General features: G+C 66.9%; 9 protein-coding genes. 2 read left to right on the top strand and 7 right to left on the bottom strand.

The window, feature by feature from the left end; genetic code table 11:
* Window positions 1-609 precede the first annotated feature (609 nt).
* Window positions 610-966 (bottom strand): hypothetical protein, encoded by a 357-nt coding sequence (locus ACFOW8_RS19640; RefSeq protein ID WP_378552344.1) that lies wholly within the window; start codon window positions 964-966, stop codon window positions 610-612.
* A gap of 562 nt (window positions 967-1,528) precedes the next feature.
* On the opposite strand from ACFOW8_RS19640, the gene ACFOW8_RS19635 reads away from it, so the two are divergent.
* Complete coding sequence (locus ACFOW8_RS19635) at window positions 1,529-3,463, top strand: UvrD-helicase domain-containing protein (protein ID WP_378552342.1); 1,935 nt, start codon at window positions 1,529-1,531, stop codon at window positions 3,461-3,463.
* Window positions 3,464-3,604: 141 nt separating this feature from the next.
* Here ACFOW8_RS19635 and ACFOW8_RS19630 read toward each other — a convergent pair whose 3' ends face one another.
* The 5 genes from ACFOW8_RS19630 to ACFOW8_RS19610 form a co-directional block, all read right to left on the bottom strand.
* On the bottom strand, window positions 3,605-4,210 hold the full coding sequence (locus ACFOW8_RS19630) for a DUF4352 domain-containing protein (RefSeq protein ID WP_378552341.1): 606 nt from the start codon (window positions 4,208-4,210) through the stop codon (window positions 3,605-3,607).
* A gap of 328 nt (window positions 4,211-4,538) precedes the next feature.
* Window positions 4,539-6,338, bottom strand: a complete 1,800-nt coding sequence (locus tag ACFOW8_RS19625) for a hypothetical protein (protein WP_378552339.1) — start codon at window positions 6,336-6,338, stop codon at window positions 4,539-4,541.
* Between the two features lie 50 nt (window positions 6,339-6,388).
* Window positions 6,389-6,559 (bottom strand): hypothetical protein, encoded by a 171-nt coding sequence (locus ACFOW8_RS19620; RefSeq protein ID WP_378552338.1) that lies wholly within the window; start codon window positions 6,557-6,559, stop codon window positions 6,389-6,391.
* Window positions 6,560-6,628: 69 nt separating this feature from the next.
* The gene (locus tag ACFOW8_RS19615; RefSeq protein WP_378552337.1) at window positions 6,629-11,566 is read right to left on the bottom strand and encodes a DEAD/DEAH box helicase; all 4,938 of its coding nucleotides are present in this window, start codon (window positions 11,564-11,566) and stop codon (window positions 6,629-6,631) included.
* A complete protein-coding gene (locus ACFOW8_RS19610; RefSeq protein ID WP_378552335.1) occupies window positions 11,563-14,946 on the bottom strand; it encodes a hypothetical protein in 3,384 nt (1,127 codons plus the stop codon). Before ACFOW8_RS19610 ends, ACFOW8_RS19615 begins: the two co-directional genes overlap by 4 nt.
* 200 nt (window positions 14,947-15,146) lie before the next feature.
* Here ACFOW8_RS19610 and ACFOW8_RS19605 point away from each other — a divergent pair, with 200 nt between their 5' ends.
* On the top strand, window positions 15,147-17,297 hold the full coding sequence (locus tag ACFOW8_RS19605) for a DEAD/DEAH box helicase (protein ID WP_378552333.1): 2,151 nt from the start codon (window positions 15,147-15,149) through the stop codon (window positions 17,295-17,297).
* Here the strand turns inward: ACFOW8_RS19605 and ACFOW8_RS19600 are convergent.
* Window positions 17,294-22,471, bottom strand: a complete 5,178-nt coding sequence (locus tag ACFOW8_RS19600; RefSeq protein WP_378552331.1) for an AAA domain-containing protein — start codon at window positions 22,469-22,471, stop codon at window positions 17,294-17,296. The two genes, ACFOW8_RS19605 and ACFOW8_RS19600, sit on opposite strands and share 4 nt — an antisense overlap.
* Window positions 22,472-22,570: the final 99 nt, after the last annotated feature.

Below are 22,570 nucleotides of genomic sequence, written 5' to 3'. Positions count from 1 at the left end.
AGCGAACAGCTCTTCGGCACCACCGCCCTCACCATCGCCGTCATCGCCGCCCTCGTCGGGCTCGTCGCGACGTGGTTGCTGACCTGGGACCGAGTGCGCTGCGCGGTCGCCTTCGGCACCGGCCTCGCCGGACTGGCCGTCCTCGCCGCCTTGCACACCCTGCCCGCACCCGACGAATGGAACGAGCTACCACTCGCCCTCGGCATCGGCCTCGGCCTCCTCATCGTCCCCTCGGTGACATTCCCCGCCGCCCAACGATGGTTCTTCAGCGGTAGTCGCCGGCAGTGTCCTCGGCTTCCAACTCGACACTCTTTTCGAACCGGACCGCTACCGATTCCGCGATTTCCCCTCATCCACCGTCGTGGCGCAACAACCGTGGCAATTCCTCATCGCCGGCCTCACGGCCATCGCGCTACTGGCCGCCACGTAGTGGTCGCGTGGCGAACGGATCGACACCGAACTCTTCGGCCCCTCAGTCGCTTTCGGTTCCACGCTGGCCATCTCCGCGGGCCTCGTCGTGCGATTCTGGTCGGAGTCGGGATGGCTACCGGCCGCGTCCATCGCCCTCGCCCTCGGGGCGTTCGTTGCCGGCAGGCGATGGCTACCACCTCACCAACTGACCGCACTGGCCGCGACAATGGCCGCCGCCGGACTCCTGGTCGTGCTACCCGGACTCGATCGCGAACCATCACCGCTCACGCTGATACTGGCCTGCGCGGCCCTGATCAGCGGCGCGATATCCGGCCTGAGAATCCGCCGCCCGGCATCGGCCGTCGGCTTCTGCGCCGCCGCAGGCTTGATCGCCACTCTGTCATTCGCCTCCGAGACCGACTGGGTCCGATTGGCCGCCGCCGCGTCACTCCTGTTCGCGATCGCCATGACCGGCACGTCCTGCCTGCCGATGCATCCCGCACTGCTGGCAGCCTGGTCGGTGCTACCCACCTTGGCGCCCTCGTCGGTCGTCAACTCCCCACACCACTGCCCGACACCGCCACGATCCCGCGGTAGGGCGACTGGCGGGAGAGCGAAGACGTCGCCCGACCCGGCATCGCATTCGGACGCGCTGAACTGACGATGACCGAGATGACGGACCTACCTCTGACCGCTCGCACCGACATGATCGTCCCCGGGCTGATCGCGACTGGACTGTGTGCGGCGTGCGCGGTCTGGCTCACCCGGCGTGGCGGAACGCCGTCCGGTGAACGGAACGCGCTGTCGGAACCAGACCGCACATAGTCTCAGGCGAAACCACTGAGCGTTGGTGTACTTGTCGTGTCGACGTTACGGCACGATCCGACACAGCTTCCCGCCGCTGCTTGAAGCGAGTAATGGCTTCGCGACCGCGATCCTGCCCTTTCGATCGAACGCCGCCGACCACGACTAGAGACTACGGCGTGCGCAACCCACCCCCGTGTCGTTGGAAGCGATCGAACCAGCGCGGCGAACTGGATCTTCAACTATCTTGTCCAGCAAGGGATTAGCGCCGATTGACGCTGCGGGTAGCGACATCGACCGGGTTGGGGGAACCATGGCCAGTATCCGACGTGAACGACGTCTGCGCGCCGCCGAGCAGGCGCTCGGCGAGCAGACCCACCTGAGTGCGCAGGAGCGTCGCCTGCTCGCGGGCATTCTCGCCGACCAAGGCTGGCAGCTGCTGGTCCGCACCGCCGCCGTCCATCAGGGCAGGCCCAGCGCTTTCGCGATCGGCCCCACCGGCGTGTTCGCCATCGTGTTCGCCGCGACCACGCCGGACCCATCCCAGTTCGGTGAATTGCGCAAGGACGCCGAAGAACCCCTCGTCCGACTCGCCGTCGGCGACTTCCGGTTCGTCCCGCATATGGTCGAGATCGTCGTCGTGCTCCCCGGCCGGATCCGTGCCGAATCCGACGGTCGAATTCACATCGTCGATGAACCCGGCTTCGTCGATACCCTGACCCGACGTGACCGGCGATACAAGCCCGCTCGCGCCGCCGAACTCGCAGCGGCCGGCATCGATCGGTACATCCACCTGCGCATCGACCGTTCCGACGAATCCGATACCCCTGCTGAGCTTTTCACCGAGACCGACCTCAATGATGCCGAGCGTGCCGCCGCATTGGCCCGCCCGTTCAGCGACTGGATGACCTTCCTCGATCCAGCACAGCTCGCCCTGGTGCACGCGACGCTCAACGGCCCCGCCCGCATCAGCGGACCGGCTGGCACCGGCAAGTCCGTGGTCGCCCTGCACCGTATGGCCCACTGGGCCAAACGCAATCCGGGCCGTCTGATGTTCACCACGTTCGTGAAAACCCTTCCCACCTTTCATGAACGCGGCTTCGCCCGCCTGGCGCCGCGGGCGGCCGACCGCGCGCTCTTCACCGGCCTCCACGCCTGGACCCTCCGATTCCTCAAAGACCGGGACGTGCCGTTCAACCTCGACGAGGCGGCCGTCAATGCCTCCCTCGCGGATGCATGGCGCCGTGTTCGCGACACCCTCAACGGCGTCAACGGCACCGACTTCGGCTACTGGCATGACGAAATCGACCGCATCATCAAGGGTCGCGGGTTGCGCGACTCCGCCGGCTATCTGGCGGTACAGCGAACTGGCCGCGAGGGCATCAGCCTGCTGCCGTCGGTGCGAAATACAGTCTGGGAGAACTGGTACGTCCCGTACGAGGAAGGTCTCGCAGCGCGCGGCGCACATGACTTCAACGACCTCATCGCTCTCGCCGTCGAGGAATTGCGTGCCCGTCCCCTCGACGGCGCCGAACGATTCGGCCTGGTCGTCGTCGACGAAGTCCAGGACTTCACTCTCCGCCAGCTCCAGCTCGTCTACGAAATCGCGGGTGCCCGTGAGGATTCCCAGCTACTCCTGGTAGGTGACAGCCAGCAACGCGTCTACGTGGGCAGCTGCACCCTGGCCGAGGCAGGCATCCCGGTCCCCGGTGGCCGCGGCCGCATCCTGCGCACCAACTATCGCAATCGCGCCGCAGTCCTGTCCTATGTCCAGCGCATCGAAACCGCAGGCTCTGTCGACGACCTCAACGGCCGCGCGGGCGTCGTCATCCGCGAAAGCAACGCCACCCTCCCCGACGGCCACGTCGTCGAAGCCCGACTCACCCGCCGCGAATCGCTCACCGCACTCCCCCAGGCCATTCGCGACGCGAACCTGAAACCCGATGCCGACATCGCCGTCATCGTCTCCACCAGAAGCGACATCGATCGCTACCTCACCGTCCTGCGCAGAGCGGGCCTGCGCGCCATGCCACTGGAGCACTACGACGGCACCCAACCGACCGACGTCAAGGTCGGCACCGTCCACCGCTCCAAGGGCATGGACTTCACCGCCGTGTTCCTCCTCCTGGCGAATCCACCCTCGAGCCACTCCGGGGGTCGGGACGCCGACGCCCTCCGCTCCCGCCAGCACCTGGTGGCCGCCAGCCGAGCCCGCGACTACCTGTGGGTGTGCACGCTGACCGACTGAAGACCAGCACCCGGCCCGGGCAACAGCTCCAGTTGCAGCGATCCCCCACACGGTGGGTGCACTACCTACCTGCCCGGCGCGGCGGATGCCTTCCTGACGCGGCCGTCTTCCGGACATCACCGCCGTCATTGCACGCTACGCCTACCGAAGTGCGACCTTGGCTCCGCCGGAGAATATGGAGTCATGCAGCTCGAGCGCGACCAGTACGGTCCCCGGTGGCACGTCGAAAACTATCACCACGCCGATGCTGTTGCCCAGGTTGATCTCCGCCATCATGGCGGTGCCGTCGTTGACGTCTATTCCGGCCGACGTGTCGTTGCTGAACTCGCGGCCCTGATCGTCGATCAGCGTTTGATTGTCGGCCCAGTACGTCTGCGGCCGGTTACCGATATTGGTGACAGTGACGTGTACTTGGATGTACTCGCCCTGCGCAGTCTCCCGTAAGTACGGATTGTCACCCAGAGTGACCACCGGTGGGTCCACTGCGGTAACACTGAACTCGAACTTCCCGTCACGAACCGTCGCCCCCGCCGGTGCCACATCGGATTTCGGCTCATCCGGCGTGCCCTGACGAGTCGACTCGGCCGACCCATTCGACGCTGCCGGATCGCCGGCGGGTTGCGAAAACGTAGCGGTAGATTTGCTCGCTTCGTTGCCTCCAGCCACCAGCGCCACGCATCCGCCGAACCCACACAGCATCAGAAACTGGGCGTATCCGCTTTGATCAACTGAAGTGGCGCAGGTCATAAAGCAACAGCTCCAAGATCGCCCTTCATGCAGATCGCGACAATGCCGCTCCCACAGATCTCACACCGTGGTCGTCTCAGGCGCCTCGATGCCGAAAAGTTCCGCGTATGTCGCTGCGTCGAAGCGCCACGGCTGCGCACCACTCGCTCCGGATCCGACGTTCGTCACGACGACGTATCCCGCCCGTCCACGTCGGCGCGCACCCGAATGCCGATTCCGGTCTCGGCAACACCGGCGATGAGATCCAGCGCGGCTGGCGGCGCAAGCCACCGATGATGCGCATGCGTTCGACTGCTCGAACGAGCTCGGTCGGGCGGTACGCACCCGACTACACCATTCGCAGCCGCCGTCCGGCCGAGGTTGTCATCACCTCCAGCAGATCGGCGACCGCCACCGTCGCCGGATGCCCCGCCGCTTCGATGGTCGACACCAGCCCCTCCCGTTCCTCCCGCGGCAGCTGTCCGAGCTGCGCGCGCACCTCGTCGGGACCCGCGACCTCGAGCAGCAGGAGGAAACCCTCCGTCATCGCGCGCATCCCCTCGTCGAATCCGAGCTCCGCGTGTGTCAGCGACTCGTCTTCGATGAGTAGAGTGATCGCCAGTGGTGCCAGCAGGCGGTGGTGGCGCAGCTCGCCGAGCACACTGTCACCGTGCGGCAACGCTTCGACCAGCACGCGCAGCATGGCTGCGGACCGGGAACGGAACGGACAGTGGTGAATCGCGGTGAGCAACGGCTCGATATCGTTCTCGTGGCCGGCCAGCCAGCCCGCGATCTCGGCCTCGGCGGCCTCGGGATGATAGTGGTCGGCCAGCACTCCGAGCAGCGCCGCCGGTTCCGCCTCGGCCAGTTCACCGATCAGCCCGGCCTCCCGCCCTTCGGCGAGCATGCGCCGACGCATCGCGGCGCGCCCCAAATCGGTGAGCCGCACCAGTCGTCGCTCCCGCCCTACCGACGTAATCAGATCGGCGCACTCGAGATCATCGAACTCGGATTCGGTGGGCCCGACGCCGGGCACGAGATCGGCGCTGTACTCAGGGTGCGGCACACCCGTGCTCCGCTCGATCGCACCGAGCCGAACCAGGACGTCCAGCATTCTGCCCAACGCGTCCGCGCACAGTCCACGGTAGAACTCGGCGTCGGCGTGCTCCTCGAACCAGACACCGTCCTGCCAGCCCAGCCACACCGGAACCTCCAGGCGCACCACCGGCATCGGATGCGGCAGGCTGTACAGCGAGGCGAGCACGTCGGCAGAGACGTCTTCGCACATTCCCCGGAACGGGCTCATCCCGGGAAACAGTTCCGAATCGAGGTCGAAGTACGCCTCGAACAGCCGGTTCCACAACGCGAGCGGATCCGCCAACAATGGTCGTGCCTTGGCCACCACCCGCAGCTCCCCCTTCACCACCCGCACCACCCGAGCCTTCCGCGCCCAGCCGACCAGCAGCGACAGTCCCGGCAGATCGGCGCTGGTGCGCACCCCCGCCACCTCGTCGCCGGTCTCCAGGAGCGTGACCAGTTCACGCGCGTCGGCGAGTCGCAGCGCGCCACGCGCTGTCAGCTTCCGCCCGTCACACCCGACCCACTCGGTGAGTTGCCTGATCCGGCGCACGATCTCGCTGTCCGCGGCCCGCGCGGCGAGCTCCGCATCGGCGGGCAACTCCACGGGCAGCTGCGCGAAAGTCCGCTCGGCGAAGCCGTCGTCGCCGAGCCACCGAGCGAGGACATCCATCACGTCGGCCGCGGCATCCGCCTGTCCGACCGCGGGATCCTCAGCGACAGCGTCGGCAACTGCGGCGTCGAGCCGTGCGAGATCGTCGCCACGTGGATCGAGTAACCCGTGCTTGGCCTGGTAGCGGATCAGTGTCCGCACCGAGTCACCGATCCGCTGCCGACCGGCCGGATCGCATTCCGGCGTGCGCAGCACCTCCTCGACGATCACGCGACGCGCACCGGCGACCGACCAGAAGTTCAACCTGCCGTCGGCACTGGCGTGGCGCGCGTCGAGCACACTCCCGAGACGCTCGGCCTCGACCGCATCTCCGCGCGCCCAGGTATTGCAGCGCCGGACGAACAGCGCCCGCGCCACGGCGTACTCGTTGGTCTCCTCCAGCTCGAAACGCATCCGCATCGCACTACCGTATGCGCTGTCGGCGAACCCACGCACGCCGCCGTGGGCGCTCACGGCGCGGTCAGCAGCTCCAGGACCTCCGCATTGATGAACACCCGGTCGCGACCGATCTTCACGTCCCTGACCATCCCCGCATCGGCCAACCCGTTCAGCCATCCGATTGCAGTAGAACGGGAAACACCGCAGCGTCCAATCTGGCAGTACGGCTGCTCGAACAACACCGCATGGAACTCCGAGTCGGAACCGCCCTTGCACACCACCCGAGCTCGCTGGGCGAAGGTTTCGCGTGGTCAGGATATCCCGAACAGCGCGCCGACCTGCCGGGCGGCATCGGCGTCCTCCACCGGGATCACCTGGTACCCGTCTTCGTTCAAGCCCGCGTCCCGGTCGTCGTCATCGCCCTCCACAACAACGATCTTCGCTGTCGGCCAAGCGATCTCCACAGGCCAGTAGTGACGTCCTTCTTCGACCCCGACCTCTGGTTGTGGCACTCCGGCCGCGGCGAGCTCGGCCAACAACGACCGGACGGCCTCGGACATCCCCACCGGCGCAGAGTCCCACTTCCCCGCCCTGGGAACGGCACGGCTGAGGCCGAGGCCGTCGAAGACCACCAGCGCGCCCGCACGGGTCAGCTTGTCGTGGTGGCGCTCGTTGCGGAACGATCGCAAGCATCCGTAGCACGAGGTCTCGGGACCGCAATCACACTCTGCTACCCGGCTCACCGCCGCACGGAGAACACGGTCGAGTTCGGCCGCGATCTGTTTCGATGCACCCGCACCGGCGGGCACCGTATCGAAAAGCACGATACTGCGGCGTCCATCGGCGCTCCACGACAGCGTGCCGTCGATATCGTCACGGCTGATCTCGAGTGCTTCGGAAGCCCCCTCCAACAGCGCGTACAGGACAGACAACCATCTCGCTTCGGCTTCCGGCGTGTAGACGAACTCGGAGGAGAAGGTGATCTCGGCGACGTCGGTTTCGTATCGATGTGCCAGTGAGACGACTTCTAGCGGACCGGCACAGTCACTTCCTGTAGCGGGCCGCTGGTGCGACTTCGTCCTTCCTCGGTCGGGACCGATCGGTTCCGCCCAGCCGCACCACACGCAGAGTACGAAGCCCCCGCCGGTCCCTTCGCCGATTGCTGCCAGCCGGGCCCTGGTCCCCGAGCGCGCCCGCACCTCGACGCCGGTCTCGGAGCGCCACGGCGGAATCTCCACGGCGTCACCGATCGTCTCGACGTAGCTGGCTCCGAACCAGGAGCGTCGCGGTGGCTCGGATTTCACGTCTTCCGGTTTGCGGTCGGCCACGAACCCGAACTCGGGCAGTACACATCGTTTCGTGGGCCCGAAGACGGTGCCGCAGTTCGGGCACACCGATCCGGTGTCGAGGACGTGACCGGATTCGAAGTGATTGCACTCCTTACATACCCGGTACTGCAGCGACTCGAGCTCGCGCTTGGGCACCTTGTGCAGCCCACGGGAGGTCCACAGTTTTCCACCCGCGACGACCTGGTTCCCGGGTGCGTAATCGTAGATCGCCTGCCCGAGATCGCGCGACAGCTCGAGCTTCGCCCCCACCTTGCCTTCGCAGTGCGCGGTACGCAGCTCAACCGTGTCCACCGGGAATCCGTACTTGGGCAGCACGTTCTTGTTGGCCAAGTAGCCGAGCAGCTGGCGGTCGGTGATGGTACGCAGCGTCTTCTGCAGCCGCGCACCGAGATCGAGCCGTCCTTCCGAAACAGCCTGGTCGACCAGCCCCTGGAAGGTGGCAATATCTGACCGAATGTCGTTCTCGGCATCCGCCAGCTGGCTGCACAGGAGTTCGACCCACGCATTGTCCTCGACACCGATCTCCTGCTGGATCCTCGCCGGGAGTGCCGCGCGCAGGGATGCCCGCACAGACTCCGGCACCGGCGTCAAGAACCCCCGGACTCCTTCCGCAGGGGAATGCTGTGTGCCCTGCTCGGGCATGAAGAATTGCCCGGCCGTGCGCCATTCCGCACCGCGAAGGTCGTAGCAATGGCGGAAGTAGGCGGACATCGCAATCGAATGTGCGTGACGGCGACCGATTCTGTCGTTCTCTATGGGAATCCACGGAATGCGCATGCGTCCCGCGATCATGGACTTGGGATCCTGGAACTTCGACAGGTCATGCGAGCTGCGCTTGGCGTAGGTCACCACCAGCGCCGCGGAAGCCGCGCGGCGACCCGCCCGGCCCGCTCGCTGCACATAGTTCGCAGTTTTGGGCGGCATGTTGCGCAGCATCACCGACTGTAGATCGCCGACATCCACGCCGAGCTCGAAGGTCGTCGAGCAGGAAAGCACGTTCACCTCGCCGGAGACGAACTTGCGTTGTACCTCCGCCGCCGCGGTCGCTTCCCATTGAGCGGTGTGCTCGGATGCGGAGAGCGGCAACATCGCCAGCGTGCGATAGGCCTCTCGGTAGTGGTTGGTGTCCGAGCCAGGCAGCGGCAAGGTGAATGGCAACAGCGTGCCGTCACAGCCACCCTGCGGACACAGATCGCGAATGTTGTTGGTGGTCAGCCGACGACAGGCGCTGCAGTGGAACCAGCGACTATCGGTGCCGGAGCGCAGCCGCAGTTGCTCCTGATCGAGCTGGTAGAGCACCCCGGCGACCCGGTCGGTCTCCTCGATGAGAAACCTGTTGTCCAGCAGGAACTTCCAGCAGCCGTCCAGGACGAGTTCCGCGTCTGCCGTCGCCCCGACCGCGGCCAGTACCTTCCGCAGAAACAGAATCCGGTTGTTGGTCGTGCCCGGCTTGCCGCCCGGCAGCCAGCTGATGATGCGGCGGTCCCGGTCGGAGCTGCGGGACCGGACCCTGATCCGGCTCGCTCGCGGTTCGAAGATCGGATCCTTGATGTCGACGTCTGGCAGCAGGCTCATCGCCCCCTGCAGACGAATCGTCTTCACCAGCTCGTTGATCAGTGCCCAGAACTCCTCCTCGGACAGCCCGATTTTCGCGAATCCGCGCGGAACTGCAGCTTTCCGCGGCCGGAACAACCCGACCGACAACAGCCCGAGTCCTTCGAGGGACAACCGCTGGTCCATAGCCATCAGCTCGGCCATCACCCACGGATTCACCGCTCGTCGGAGCGTGGTGCCGGTAGCGCGCTCGTCGAAGTGCTCGGCACGAACAGCGACCGCCCGTGCGCCGTCGGCGAGATCCTCCGGAGAGAGCAGTTCACCGGAGTTCCGTGGATGCGCCAGCACCTCGGCGAGATACCGGCGCTCGAGCATCCGGCCGTAGGTCTGCTCGAGGTAGGGGGCAGCGAATGCGGCCTGTTGCCGCGAGTCCGAGAACATCAGCAGCTTACGTCCACCACCGACATTGTCGGCTGTGTCGTCGTCGGCAGGTGGCAAGTTCTGGTACAGGGCTGTCGTGATTACCGCTGGAGCAGCATTCGTATCGGTCCGCAGGCGACGGATGACCTGCCGTGAAAGCGCACCGCACTCGGTACACTTGCTCATGACTCGCTGCGCCACTGGATGTTCGCGGACCCGAAGTACCGGACCACCGGGACAGCCGGCATCGCACGATCCTGAGCCGCCGTCGAGCCGCCCGCATCCCGAACACAGAGCCCGGATACCCGTCCCACGCCGCGGACCACTGTCCTCGTCGAGCGTGGCATCATCCTCGTCGACGAGGTCGGCTGTCTCACTGTCGGTGAGCACGAGCCACTTCACTTTCGAGTCCCGCTTGGCGGGACGGAAATATTCGCGCCCGCCGTCGGATTCCGGCTGCCCTGCGAGGTGGACCGCTCCGCACCGCTGGCAGGTACCGAACTCGAAGACCGCCCGGCCGGTGCTCGGATCGATCTCATGCCGTCCGAGTAGTACGAAAGGCTCGGTATCGGCGAAGCTCACATAGGCACCCTCGGTGGCCCGGACGAACAGGTGGTAGCGCGCCGAGACAACAGGATTTCCGTCCCGCCCGGTCACCTTCGAGCCGAGGGCGACCAAAGCCTCCAGTTTGGTCACGGCCCGGTCGTCGCCCGGCCACAGCTTTGCCGCAAGGTCGACGGCACTCCTCGGCTCACTACCTGCGTGCTTCTTGAGCTCGGCAGTACGGCGTTCGGCATGGAGCGCATCCGCGATATCGCCGCTAGGCGCGTTGGCTCCGATCCAGGTCAGGTCCGCCTCCGGCTCAGCCAGCAACATCAGTTTGTCATCGTCCAGTTGCCAGGTGGGCTCAGGTCTGCGCGGCATGCGCGTCGCGGTGACCAGGTCTTGGCGCGTGGAATCGCCATCGATGAACTCGAACGGGGCGTCGAACAGCTTCTGTGCGAAGGCGGTGGCCTCAGCGCCCTGTTTGTCATCCGTACTGCCTGACAGCGAAGCCGAGGTCGCGATGCACTGCAGCGACTGGTCCCCGGCGACCCGGTCACGCAACCGCCGCAGCAGCAACCCGACCTCGCTCCCCTGCGCCCCGTCGTAGACGTGTGCCTCGTCGAGCGCAATGAACTGCCATGTGCCCGAGTACTTTCCGTCGAACAGCTCGATATCACGCGGACGCAGCAGCAAGTACTCGAGCATCGCGTAGTTGGTGAGCAGAATGTTCGGTGGAGACTCCCACATCTCCTCGCGGCTGAGCTGTTCGTTCGGCAGGGGCTCAGTTCCGGGAAACATCGAGCGATAGGCAGCCTCGGCGTCGACACGGCGCGACTTCGTCTCCCCCGTGTATCGCCCGAAGGTGATGTCCGGGGCGGCGGCCAGGAGCTGGCGCAATCGCTTCAGCTGATCGTTGGCCAGGGCGTTCATCGGGTAGAGCAGTAGCGCGCGGACACCGGGGCCGAGCGTACCTGCGGCCTTTTGCGCGACCAGCTCATTGAGTATCGGTATCAGGAAGCTCTCGGTCTTGCCCGAGCCCGTACCGGTACTCACCACGAGGTTCCGACCGGCTACCGCTTTGCGGACCGCGGTTTCCTGGTGCCGGTACAGCGGTCGATCCAACGCGATCGTCTCGGCGAATCCGGAAAAGGCCGGGTGCAGAACTCCCTCGTCGATCAGTTCCCTGAGACTTGCTCCGGCCGCGTAGGGTGGCGTGAGTTCGAGCAGCGGCCCCTTGATGAGCAAGGAAGTCTCGTCCACGGCACGATCGAAGGCCGCGGCCAACGCGGGATCACGCGGTGCCAGTAGCGTTTTCAAGTAGCGCTTGTAACCGGCCTCGATGTCTGCGGCGGCCGCGAGGGGATCGAGTCGCTCGGTCACCGTGATACTCCGATCTTCTTGACGAGGTCTTGGTGCAGGACGTACGAGGCGAGCGAATCCGCGATGAGGACGTCCGCGCATACCAGCGCCGGACAGAGTTCCGCAAGCCGCGCCCAGGATTCCCGCATCGGTGCGGGCATGGACCAGCCGTGGATCATCGATCGTGCGCTCAGCCGAGCCACCGCGGCGAAGAGGAGCGACTGCATCGACACCAGCAACCAGGGGAACTGGGTGGTGTCCGCGCCGGTCAACACTTCGTTGCGGGCCTTGACCACGTCATAGACCAACGCGGATGCCCTGCGCAACAGGGGCATCAGCTCTGCGGACTGCACGGTCATCGCGGCCCGCGCAGGATCGTCCTGCCAGCGTAGTCGTCGCGCGAAGGCCTCGAAGACGGCGCTGCGTCGGGTGTCGGCGTCGAGTAGCGCGGCAGGCACGATCTCGCACGCCTGTTTCAGCGCGGCGAATTGCTCCTCCGGCAGGAAATGCAGTGGCACTGTGTCCGCGTCGAAGATGTCGGAGTAGGCGCAGCGGGAATCGCCGGCGAGCAGGTTCAGCAGCTGCTCGCCCCCGTAGTTGGTCAGCTCGGCACGCAGTTCCGTGCCGGGGGCTGGATCACCGAGATGCAAGGCGACGTAGGGCAGGTCGGCGATGCCGACCAGGCAGCCGAGCCAGGGATCGGTGAGTGTGTCCGAACGGATCGGTGACGAAAGATCGCGTTCGATCAATCCGCTGCTGATGAGCAGCGCGGGAACGTCCGTCCGCGGGATCGTGCTCCGGTCCAGTGCCTCCACGGCGGACCGCGGATCGGCACGCAGGATCCCCAGCAACGCCGAACGCACCGACGGCAGATACCGGTGCGCGCCGCGCATACCGGTGAGCACTGTCCATGCCTCCGGCACCGCCGAACCCGACCAGGTGGAGTCACCGCCGCCGGCCAGCAACCGGGCGAGTGCGGCTCGGCCCGGGTCGTCGTCCGGCATCCAGCCGGGCTGCTCCACCGTGTCGGCGGTCTCGTCCGGTTGGTCAGGGGCCGTGATCACCGACCAGGGGTCGTCGACGAACACCTGCACAGTGAGCGGGCCCGCCCCGACGAATTCGTCCGGCAATGTGGCGCGTCCGTCGATCAGCTCGACCTGGATCGGCGCTTGCCACGGTGCGGTGCACGGCCAGACGAACGCGGCCAGATCGGAGTCGGTCGCTCCCTCGAACACGAGATCGGCGCCATCGAGGCGGACCGCGGTATACAGTTTGCGCGGCTGGATCCGGGCGAGGGGAACCTCGGTCGTCGCCCCGTCGTCGGTGTCGATCCGCAGCACGATCCGTGATCTGCGCATCGTTTTCGCGGTGTCGGCGAACTCTCTGGTCTGGGTCTGGAAGACATTGTCACGCGCCGTCGTCGGGCAGGCTGTCTGCCGGACCGTACCGTGATCATCGATCAACGCCATGTCGACGACGACGGATCCAGGTACCCGTGCCGCCACGATCATGTATTCGGCCAGGTCGTCGGCCGTGAGCACGGGCGCCACGGTGCGCCAGCAGGCCACCGACCCGATCGGGTCGACCCGTAGCTCCACCGCGGGTGGGCGTACCACCAGCTTTTCGGTGATGCCGTTCGATGCCACGAGAACGGACACCTCCCGCTCCGCGGCGCCGAACTCGATCTCGCTGCGATCGACGGACAACGGTGCCGCAGCGCTCACCCGCACGCTGGTCGGCGCCAACCCGTCCGGAACCGGAACACGGAACTCCACGGCATGCTCGACCGCGAGGCCCTCGGCCAGGAAAACACTGTGCCGGATGTCCTGACCGATCGGACCGCTGATCACGACGTCGAACAAGCCGAGCAGTCCCGCATCGACGCCTTCGAAGGGATCGAGAGACACCGGTTCGGTGTCGGATACCCAGATGTCGTCGGCCAGCCAGTCGACAGTGCCGGAGTGCCGCACCCGCACTCGCCACTCCACCGGCTCTACGGCGTGCGCCGGGAGATCCACCGCCGGTCGCTCGGCATACACAGCCAGCCCCGACCGGGTGTGCAGACCTTCGATGGCTTCCGGCAGAACCAGTCGCGCCGAGCCGGTCCGGCGCACCTGGCGCGGTGTGCCGGACCGAGCCTCGTCGCGCAACAGCACGGCGTCGGTATCGCTCAGGTCGTACATCCGGGCGACCCAATTGCGCCAGCCGATGGGCGTCGCCTCCGACAACGGCACGAGTTCGTCGCCGGAGTGGGCTTCCCACAGAGCCGCTCGGGCAGGGTGAACTGCGACGACCTCTCCCCGTGGCAGCGCCACATGACGCGAGACATGGGCGCCGTGCTCGTCGAAGATCAGCAGCGGGTCGGATGTGTCCACCACGGAGATCCGGAAGTGCTGGCCGGACTCCTCGTGCCGGAGCACTACCTCTCTGACCTGCCGGGGCACCGGCATCGAGGTCGGCGGCTGCGCTTCGTCAGCCGACAGCCCCCAGGCACGGCGAACATGGACCGTGGTGGTGTCGCCGTCGAGCGATGCCAGCCAGGGGATCTCGGCGTTCGATGCCGGGTGGGGCACTTCGACAATGATCTGGTCGTCGGTACGGGAGTAGGCGAGGACCGGTCGACGTGCTCGCGACGCACGGCCGGCGATGGCCGCGACCTCGCCGAACGGCCGCTCGTCCCATCGCTCGATCAAGGCGTCGAGCAGCAGGTTCGGAATGCCGGTGGACGCGGTGTCGAGATTGAGATCGTTGGCGAAGTCGGGATGCTCCAGGGTGTAGCCGGCGAACTCGATGATCCGGTCGACGATGTCGACAGCCACTTCACCGCCGAACTTCAAGAAGTTGCGTACGGGGACGTCGAGCTCGTTCATGCGATACTCGAGCCCCGGCTGTGTCAGCCACTCGAAGACCGCGGCCCCACTGGGATCACGCCCCTGCGCGACGTGCTGTTCGATGACGTCGACGAGGTCTCCGAGACAATGCACCGGAATTCCGGCATGAACGGCCATCATCTGCACGTACTGGGTTCCGAGGTCAGGGAATACCCGCATCCTGAACTTGCGCAAGTACACCGGAAGCCGCGCCCGCAGCAGGTTCTCGAAGTCCTGTTCACGTTCCAGATCGAGTTCGGACCAGAAGCTCTCCCAATACTTGCCCTGCTCGTAGTCGAGTCCGGCATGCCCGATCATGGTGGTGAGCGTCAACGCGGGAAATGTGTCGAGCAATCGAGACAGGCCGAGGCGGTGCCGGTGCTCCCGGATGACCTGGCCGAACAGATCTCGGGTACGCACGATCTCGTCGTAGTCGAGGTTGAGCTCAGCGAACAGCGATACCTGCTCGAGTCGCCGTGCTTGGCGGAACTCCTCGTTCCCGGCCTCGTCCCAGACGAACGTGTCCGGCATCGCCCCTCCACATCACCACCCCGTCGCCCGACACGGCAACAGAGAACCCACCGCTTTCGCCTGCCCATCATCGCACCATCGGGTCCGGTACGGAGTGGACTCGACTCCGGGATCTGTCCGCAGACGCACGGCCGACCGGTGACGATGCCGCTACCCTACGTTTCGTAGGCCGTGCGGCCGAAGGAGGAAGGCGGTGCGGGGTGGGGAGTCAGCTGACGGATCGCATTGTCGCGCTGCTGCGCAAGCAGTCCAGCCTGTCTGCCTCGCAGATCGCGGAGGCGCTGGCCGAGCCGGGCGTCAACCGCTCGGTCGTCAACCGCGTGCTCTATGCGGATTGGACCACCTTCGAGCAGGACGGGTCGAAGAATCCGCCGCAATGGTCACTGAAATCTGCCGTTTCCCCGATTCCGCCGGTTACCGAAGCCTCCGCCGGTGCGGCATTCCGCCGCACCCCGCGGACCCTGCGCGCTTGGCAACAGCGCGCACTATCGGAGTGGACGCGGCACGGCCGCAAGGGGATCGTCGAGGCGGTAGGGGGCACGGGCAAGACTGTCCTCGGCGTCCGGGTGGTCGCCGAGGCGATCGCGTCGGGCACCCCCGCGGTGGTGGTCGTCGCCGACGACGCTGTCCGCGCACGGTGGGTGGACGAGCTCGCCGACGCGGTCCCGGACTGCCGGGTAGCCGGATTGGGCAGCAATCCGGCCCGAGACGGCGAGCGTTCCTGGCACGTCGCGATCGTCACCGCGGCCACGGTTCCCCGGCTCCGCCAGATCGCCCCGCCCGCACAATGTTCGAATGCGCTCCTGGTAGTCGATGAACTCGAACGGTTCGGCTACGGTGGCTTCGCCCAGCTACTCACCGACCAGTTCACGAGCCGCCTGGCGCTCACCCGCGCACTGGATCGCGAAGACCAGGCGGTGCGGTCGCGGCTGCTCCCCTATTTCGGTCCCGCGATCCGTGGCTGCGATTATTCGACCGCCCACGCACAGGGCTTGCTGGATCCGATCGCCCTGATCCACGTCGGGGTCGAGCTCGGCACCGACGAGCGTGCGCGGCTGGCACGCCTCGACGCCCTTGTGGACCGTGAGTTCGAGACTCTGATCGACAGCTACGGTGCGCCGGGAAAGCCTGCCGATTTCGCGACATTCGTCGACACACTCGCCCACGGTCGCGGATCGGATGCCACGCGGCACGCGAAGCGCTATCTGACCGCTGTGGCCGAACGGACAACCTTGCTGGCCGAATGCCGAGCGAAGGTCGATCTCGTGAGCGGACTTCCCGGCGAGGTGATGACCGCGACCCCATCGGTCATATTCACCGACCGGCCAGTCGCGGCGGCGAAAGTCCACCACGCATTGACCACTCAGGGAATTCCAGCGGCTACCACCGCCACACCACTCACCCCTGCGCAGCGGACCGCGATGGCCGACAACTTCCGTAACCGGTCACTCACGGTGCTCGTCGAACAACGCGTACTCGATCCGATGATCGTCGTCGCTGCCGCGGAGATAGCGGTCCTACTGGCCCGCCACCGCGACGAAACCCAGTTGATCCAGCGGCTGGGGCGCATTCTCGGTCCGGGCAGCCACGCCCGCAGGCAACTCGTCGTCAACGTCTTCGTCTCGGGTTCCGTCGAGGATCCTGCCCAGGGTGATACCGACGTCGAGAACTCGCTGGGCTCGTTGATCGCCGAGACTGTGCGAACGGATCCAGCGGGCTTGGCCGCATTCCTCCACACCTGGCAGGGCTCGGCGCTCCACACACCGGCACCGACAGCCACCCGCTCGCCGCAGCAGCCAGTCCAGGTCGAACCGCAGCACGACCACCCGGAAAACCGCACCTCCTCGCGCGATCCTGGAACCGAACCGCGGCCGGCCTCCGAGCCGGCACCGGCACACCTTCGAGCGGCCGAACCGCTGTCCCCCGCGAGACCGAGCACCGAGGTCAGCACATCCGACAGTTCCAGCGCAGAGTTCGCCGACCTCGTCGCCGAACTCTCGAACCTCGGCCTCGTCGCGACGGGCGAGGAAGTAGGCGACCTGATCGGATATACCGATCCGGCCGACCTGCGCGCGCTGGCGGAAACCGCGGCCCGCGCCGAACAGCTCGTGTTCGCCGAGGTCGGTGGCGACAGCGACGATCTGCTCCTCCTCGGCACGGCGACGCACCACGATGTCCGGCGGCTGCGCGCAGCCGCGGCACGAATCACCGTGTGGGCCACTGCGTCCGAGGACCCGCTCGGCGGGATGTACGAGCTGATGTCCGACCTGGACGGTGTGCGTGTTCCGCCGCACCGGCTTGTCCAGATCGCGGCGTTCCTCCGCGGCTGCACCCCGAAGGCTTTGCTCTAGGGCGCGGCTCGGTCCTGCTCGGCGTTCGGCAACACGAGGGAGAGCATGGCGATCACGCGATCGTTCAGCTGTCCCTGCCCCAGCACGGACGCAGCATGGTGCATCAACGCCGCGCGATCACGCCAGCCGACAGCTGTGGCACTCTCGCCGAGGATTCCGGCCAGTTCGCGTCCGGGCACGTGTTCGATCGTGCGGGCGCCGAGCGTGCGTAGCCGGGTGGCCGGCTGTGCCGGCGTCCGGTAGGAGACCCACTCCGGGCGCCCGAGCTCCAGGTAGTCATCGGAGACGAGCAGCCCCTGTGTGACGGCGGCTTCCAACGCCCTATCGATGAGAGCGGGGAGCCGTTCGCGATCCTCGTCGTCCATGCGGACTCGTTCGAGCACCGTGAAGAGGCGACCCGCGGTCACCGGCCCCTCCACCTCGATCACCCGCAGCAGATCCGCCTTGACCGAGCCGACATTGTGGCCTGCGGATACGGCCAGCAGCTCCGCGAACGCGCGATACTCAACGATTCCGTCGGACTCGGCGACCGGCGCCTGCGGTGCCGGCCGGGACTCGCTCGCCACCTTTCGCGTGGGTGGCTCATCAACGGTGGCGGCCTCTGCAGGCGTCTCGGCAACGGGCTCATCGACATCCGGCCTGACCCAGTCGAAGCTGTCGAGCAGTTCGGTCAGCGGGATCGGCTCGAATGTCTGCGGTGGCACCGGTTCTGCGGACACCGGTACGGCTGTGGTCGCCGGCGCCGGCGCCGCGGCCGAAACCGGTTCCGCGGCAACCGGTGCCAGTCCGATCGAATCCAGCAACGCCCACAACGGTGCGAGCGCCTGCTCCGGGTCGGCGACGAAGGCCGACCGCCGAACCCGGAAGAACGGCCAGCCGCACCGCTGCAGATCCCGCTGCCAGCTCAACGCCTGCTGATAGGACTGCGGCCCGCTCCACGCGTCCCCTTCGCAGAGCACGGCAACCCGCCCGTGTCCGCCGACCACCACCATGTCGACGGTATGGATCCCCACGTCGTACCGGGCGATCACCCGGTAGCGCCGCGCCACGATCCGGTTGAACACCTGCTGTTCGAACACGGACTCGAACGGCGGCACCACCCGGTCCTCGCGCACCGGCGCTGGCAGCTCGAATTCCTCAGGCGCCGCGGCGCCTTCCACCGACAGGCAGTAATCGAGCAGCTGATAGCGCAGGTCGTTGGGGTTGCCGAGCTGCTCGAGCGACACCGAATGAAACAGCCACAGCTGGTCGGCTGCCCGTGACACCGCGACGTTGTACCGCTGGATCACCGACTCCGCCGATTGCGAAACCAACCGCGAATCCGGTCCGGGAGCTTTCACCATCGACAGGAAGATGACGTCGCGCTCGGCGCCTTGGAAGTCGGCCGCGTCACCACAGCGCAGCTGCCGCCGGACGAGTTCCTCGGGCGCAACGACGAGCAGCAGCTTGTTCCAGATCAGTTCCGCTTGGGCGGCTCCCAGCAGCGAAACGACGCCGAAGGTCTTCGACGCGTAGCGCGGGTCGGCCAGGCACTCCACGACCCGCGCGACGATTCGCTCGGCTTCGGCCTCGTTCACGTTGCTCTTGGTGCTGGCACCATCGGCCACGTACTCGGTCCGGATCGGCGGCAGCCGGTCGCTTCCGTAGACCCGCACGGGGATCAGCGGTTTGGCGTCCTTCGCGTAGGCGATCTTGTTGGAGAAGCCGATGATCTCCGGGACGCAGCGCCGGTGTTCGACGAGGGTGAGCCGGGAGGAGAAGCGCATGCCTGCGTCGTCGAACAGGCTTCGCTTGGTGTCGATCCAGCTCGCGATGTAGAGGTCGTCGGCGAGGTATTGCTCGGCGAGGCCACGCACCGTCTCGATCTTCACGCCGACCCCGGATGGTGAGACCTGCCGGTCGTCACCGATGACGACGATCCGTTTCGCGAGATACTGCAGAAAGACCGCTTCGGCCCCTGCCTGGGAGGCCTCGTCGATCACAACGACGTCGAACATGTCGGGTTCGACGTCGAGCTGTTCCACCACCCGGTAGATCGGCATGATCCAGACCGGCACGGCCGACCGGCACCGGCCCATGGTGCCGCGGATCTCGCGGCGTCTGCGGTCGGCGTGCACGCCGGTGCCTTTGCCGTAGCGCTGGACCAGCTTGACGTATTGCCGCAGATCAGTGCGTGTGCCCGGCCCGAGCCGCTCGGGAGCGACAGCCTTGTCCCACGCCTTGGTGACCGCGAGCTGGGTGGCTTCCTCGCGCAACCCGGCCTCGATGTCGTCGAGCTGGTCGAACAGTTCGTTGGCGGGCTCGGTGTCGACGCCGTCCAGCCAGGTGCCGAGCATGGCCCACGCCCACGCGTGCTCGAGTTCACCGAGTTGCCGGTCCCAGACCTGCGATACCGCGGTGGCGGTTACGGCTTCGCGCAGCTGTGGCAACGCCGCCATCCGCGAATCCAGCTCGGCGCGTCTGGCATACCGGGCGCGCAGCGTGTCGAGCTCGGCCAAGCGCGTATGCGCCCGCTGGTAGGCGTCGATATCGCGGCGGACCAGTGACTCGTGCAGCGCGTGCACGTTCGTGGTGGCGCCGGGCTGATAGCGCAGTCCGCCCACTCGCGCGGCGAGGGTGTCGAACAGTTCCGACGCCGCCGCCTGCTCGTCGATAGCGGTGGCCGCGTCGAAGGAGGCGAGCAGCGCGAGGCGCGCGCTCCGATCCGACCAGTCCGGCTCGGTCATCCCGTATCCGCGGAATTGCTGTCCCGCGGTGACCAATTCGGCGCCGACGGTGAGGAGGATGCGCAGTTGCTCCGCGTGTTCACGATGGTGCGCCAACCGCACGGACACACTGCCGGGCGCCGCGGCGGCCGCCCCCGATCCGGCCCACACCTCGTCGAGTTGCTCGACGAGCCGCTCGACTTTCTCGTAGTTGAGGAAGGATTGGAGCAGTTCCGTGGTGACCGGGATCCGGCCGTCCACTCGAACCTGTTCGAACAGCGGCGCCGCGTCCTTCACGAGCCGGCTGGTCGTGAGTCCCACCTTCGGCGCACCGTCCGGTCGCAGCTTGAGCGGGCCGTTCTTCTCGATGTGGCCGAGCACCGCTTCGGCGAGGGCGACGAGTGCGGCGCGATCGCCCCCGTTCACCCGAACCTGGGAAATACCGAGCTGACCGGTCAACGCTGTTGTGGGATCGAGCAGTTCGACCAGCCGAACACGTCGGCCGTGCCAGACGCCACCCCGCCCTCGTGCCACGTCGGCCACCGCGGCTCGAACCCAACCGTCGCGGCTACCCGCCAGTTCGTCGAGTTCCCTGTCCACCTTTCGCACCGTGGCGGTCAGCTCACCGCGGCTGGCCGGGGTAATGGCGCGGATCTGGTCGATCCAGGCCCGCGTCCCGGTCGCGACCAAGGCGTCGGCCCGCTCAGTCGCCTCGGCCAGTCGCGCGTACCACTGCGCGACTTGGGCGACCGGGGGCACGTCATGCACGGTGAGCAGGTGTGGCGCCGCGACCTCGGGATCTCCCAACGCTTCGTCGAGCAATAGCGTCCGCCATTCGAGAGCTTCGGTGGACGACACCGGAAGGACCGCACCGACACCCACCTTGTCCAGCCCCAGCATCCAGCCGTAGCGCGTCGCCTCGGACCGATGCCGCTGGATCAGTTCGGTCAACGTGCCCTGGTAGGGGCCGACCTGATGGCGTGTCACTTCCTGTTCGCGCCGGCGGAGCAGCTCCGCACCGACCCGCGCACGTGCCGCGCGCAATTCCGTGACCCGAGCATTGGCCGCCTCGACGCGCCGACGGGCGCCCGGCGCGTCGTGATCGTCGGCGGCGGCCGCGATGCGCTCCATCGACAGCTTCAGATCGTCGAAGTTGTCCCGGCTGGCACCGGCGACCGAGACACACAGGTCGCGCATCTGGTCCGGCAGTTTCCCGCGCACCTCGGCCAGTGCCCGATCGGTGTGCGCGGTGACGAGCACTCGCTTCCCCTGCGCCAGCAGGTGCGTGATCAGGGCCGCGGCGGTATGGGTCTTGCCGGTACCCGGCGGCCCCTGCACGATGGTGTGGGCATGGCAGTCCACGTGCTGCAGGATCGCCAGCTGGACGGCATTGAGTGGCAGCGGCAGGAAGCATTCGGACCCGTCGTGGACCATGGCGCCGTTGTCGGACGGCAGTTCCGCGGTCGGCACGTAAGCCGGATCGACCAGATTGCGCAGTCCGGCGGGAACCCGGCGCTGGTCCTGGATCCGGTCGGCGATGGTGTCGAGTACGCGAGTCAGCCCCCGCTTGCCGCGGGACCGGACGACGAGCGCGGGCGCGTAGTATCCGACCGGATTCGATGTCGGGGTGGCCGGGGACATCTCGTCGCGAAAGTCCGTATCCGGGCCGAGGCTGTGCAACAGCCTCCGCATGAGTGCGGCGATCGCGTCATGGTCGAATGGATCCACGCCACCGAGGAATTCGCGCTCCACGGCACGCAGCAGCGTGGGATCGATGATCTCGCCGGGATCGAGGAAGTCCGACAGTTCCATCGCCGCGCGGCCCGCGTCGAGGTCAAGACGCACCGTCAACGTTCCTGAGTCCGTGTCGAATTCGAACTTCACCGGCATGGTCAGCGCGTGTCGGCGAATGACCCCGGTTCCGCGCCGCCGCCACACGACACACCCCAGCGCCAACACGGCTTCCTTGGCTTCCGCCGCGGCGTTGATGTCGGAGTACATGCGGTAGATCGCCCGGTACCAGCGGTGCGCCGGCTCGTCGATCCGGGCACGTTCGGCCCAGCTCTGCCACCGCCGCAGCCAGCGCGCGAACCGCTCCGCGACCTCGGGATGGTCGGCGAGTCGCTCGGTCACTCCGTCGGCATTCACCCGTTCGGCGCGAGCGCGAGGTTCGGCAGTGTGATCGTCGAGCCGTCCGGGAACGAGCCAGCCACGAACGTCCGGATCCGGTGGATCGATGGGCGGGCTGACGGGAACCTTGTCCAACCGCAGAAACGGCTTGTCCTCCGACCCCGGGGTGTATCGGACCGCTTCGCTCGATGGCAGGTTGCCGAGCCACTCCACGGCCCCCAGGTCGTCGGTATCGAGGACGGCGTGCCCACCGACCCCCTGCACGCGAGCGAGAAACCGGAACAACCGCGACGCCCGATCCGCCAGATCGGCCTCCAGCACGGACCCCGGTTCCGCCATCCCGCATTCTCCTCACCCACACGCGAGCCAACCCGCACACGGTATCGCCAGCTCTCGAGCTCGCGCTACACATGCGCCGGGAAGACCGCCCTGATCGCG

The organism is Nocardia rhizosphaerae (assembly GCF_042650365.1).
GTDB classification, from domain to species: Bacteria; Actinomycetota; Actinomycetes; order Mycobacteriales; family Mycobacteriaceae; genus Nocardia; species Nocardia rhizosphaerae.
This window is presented reverse-complemented; position numbering and strand designations above follow the sequence as displayed.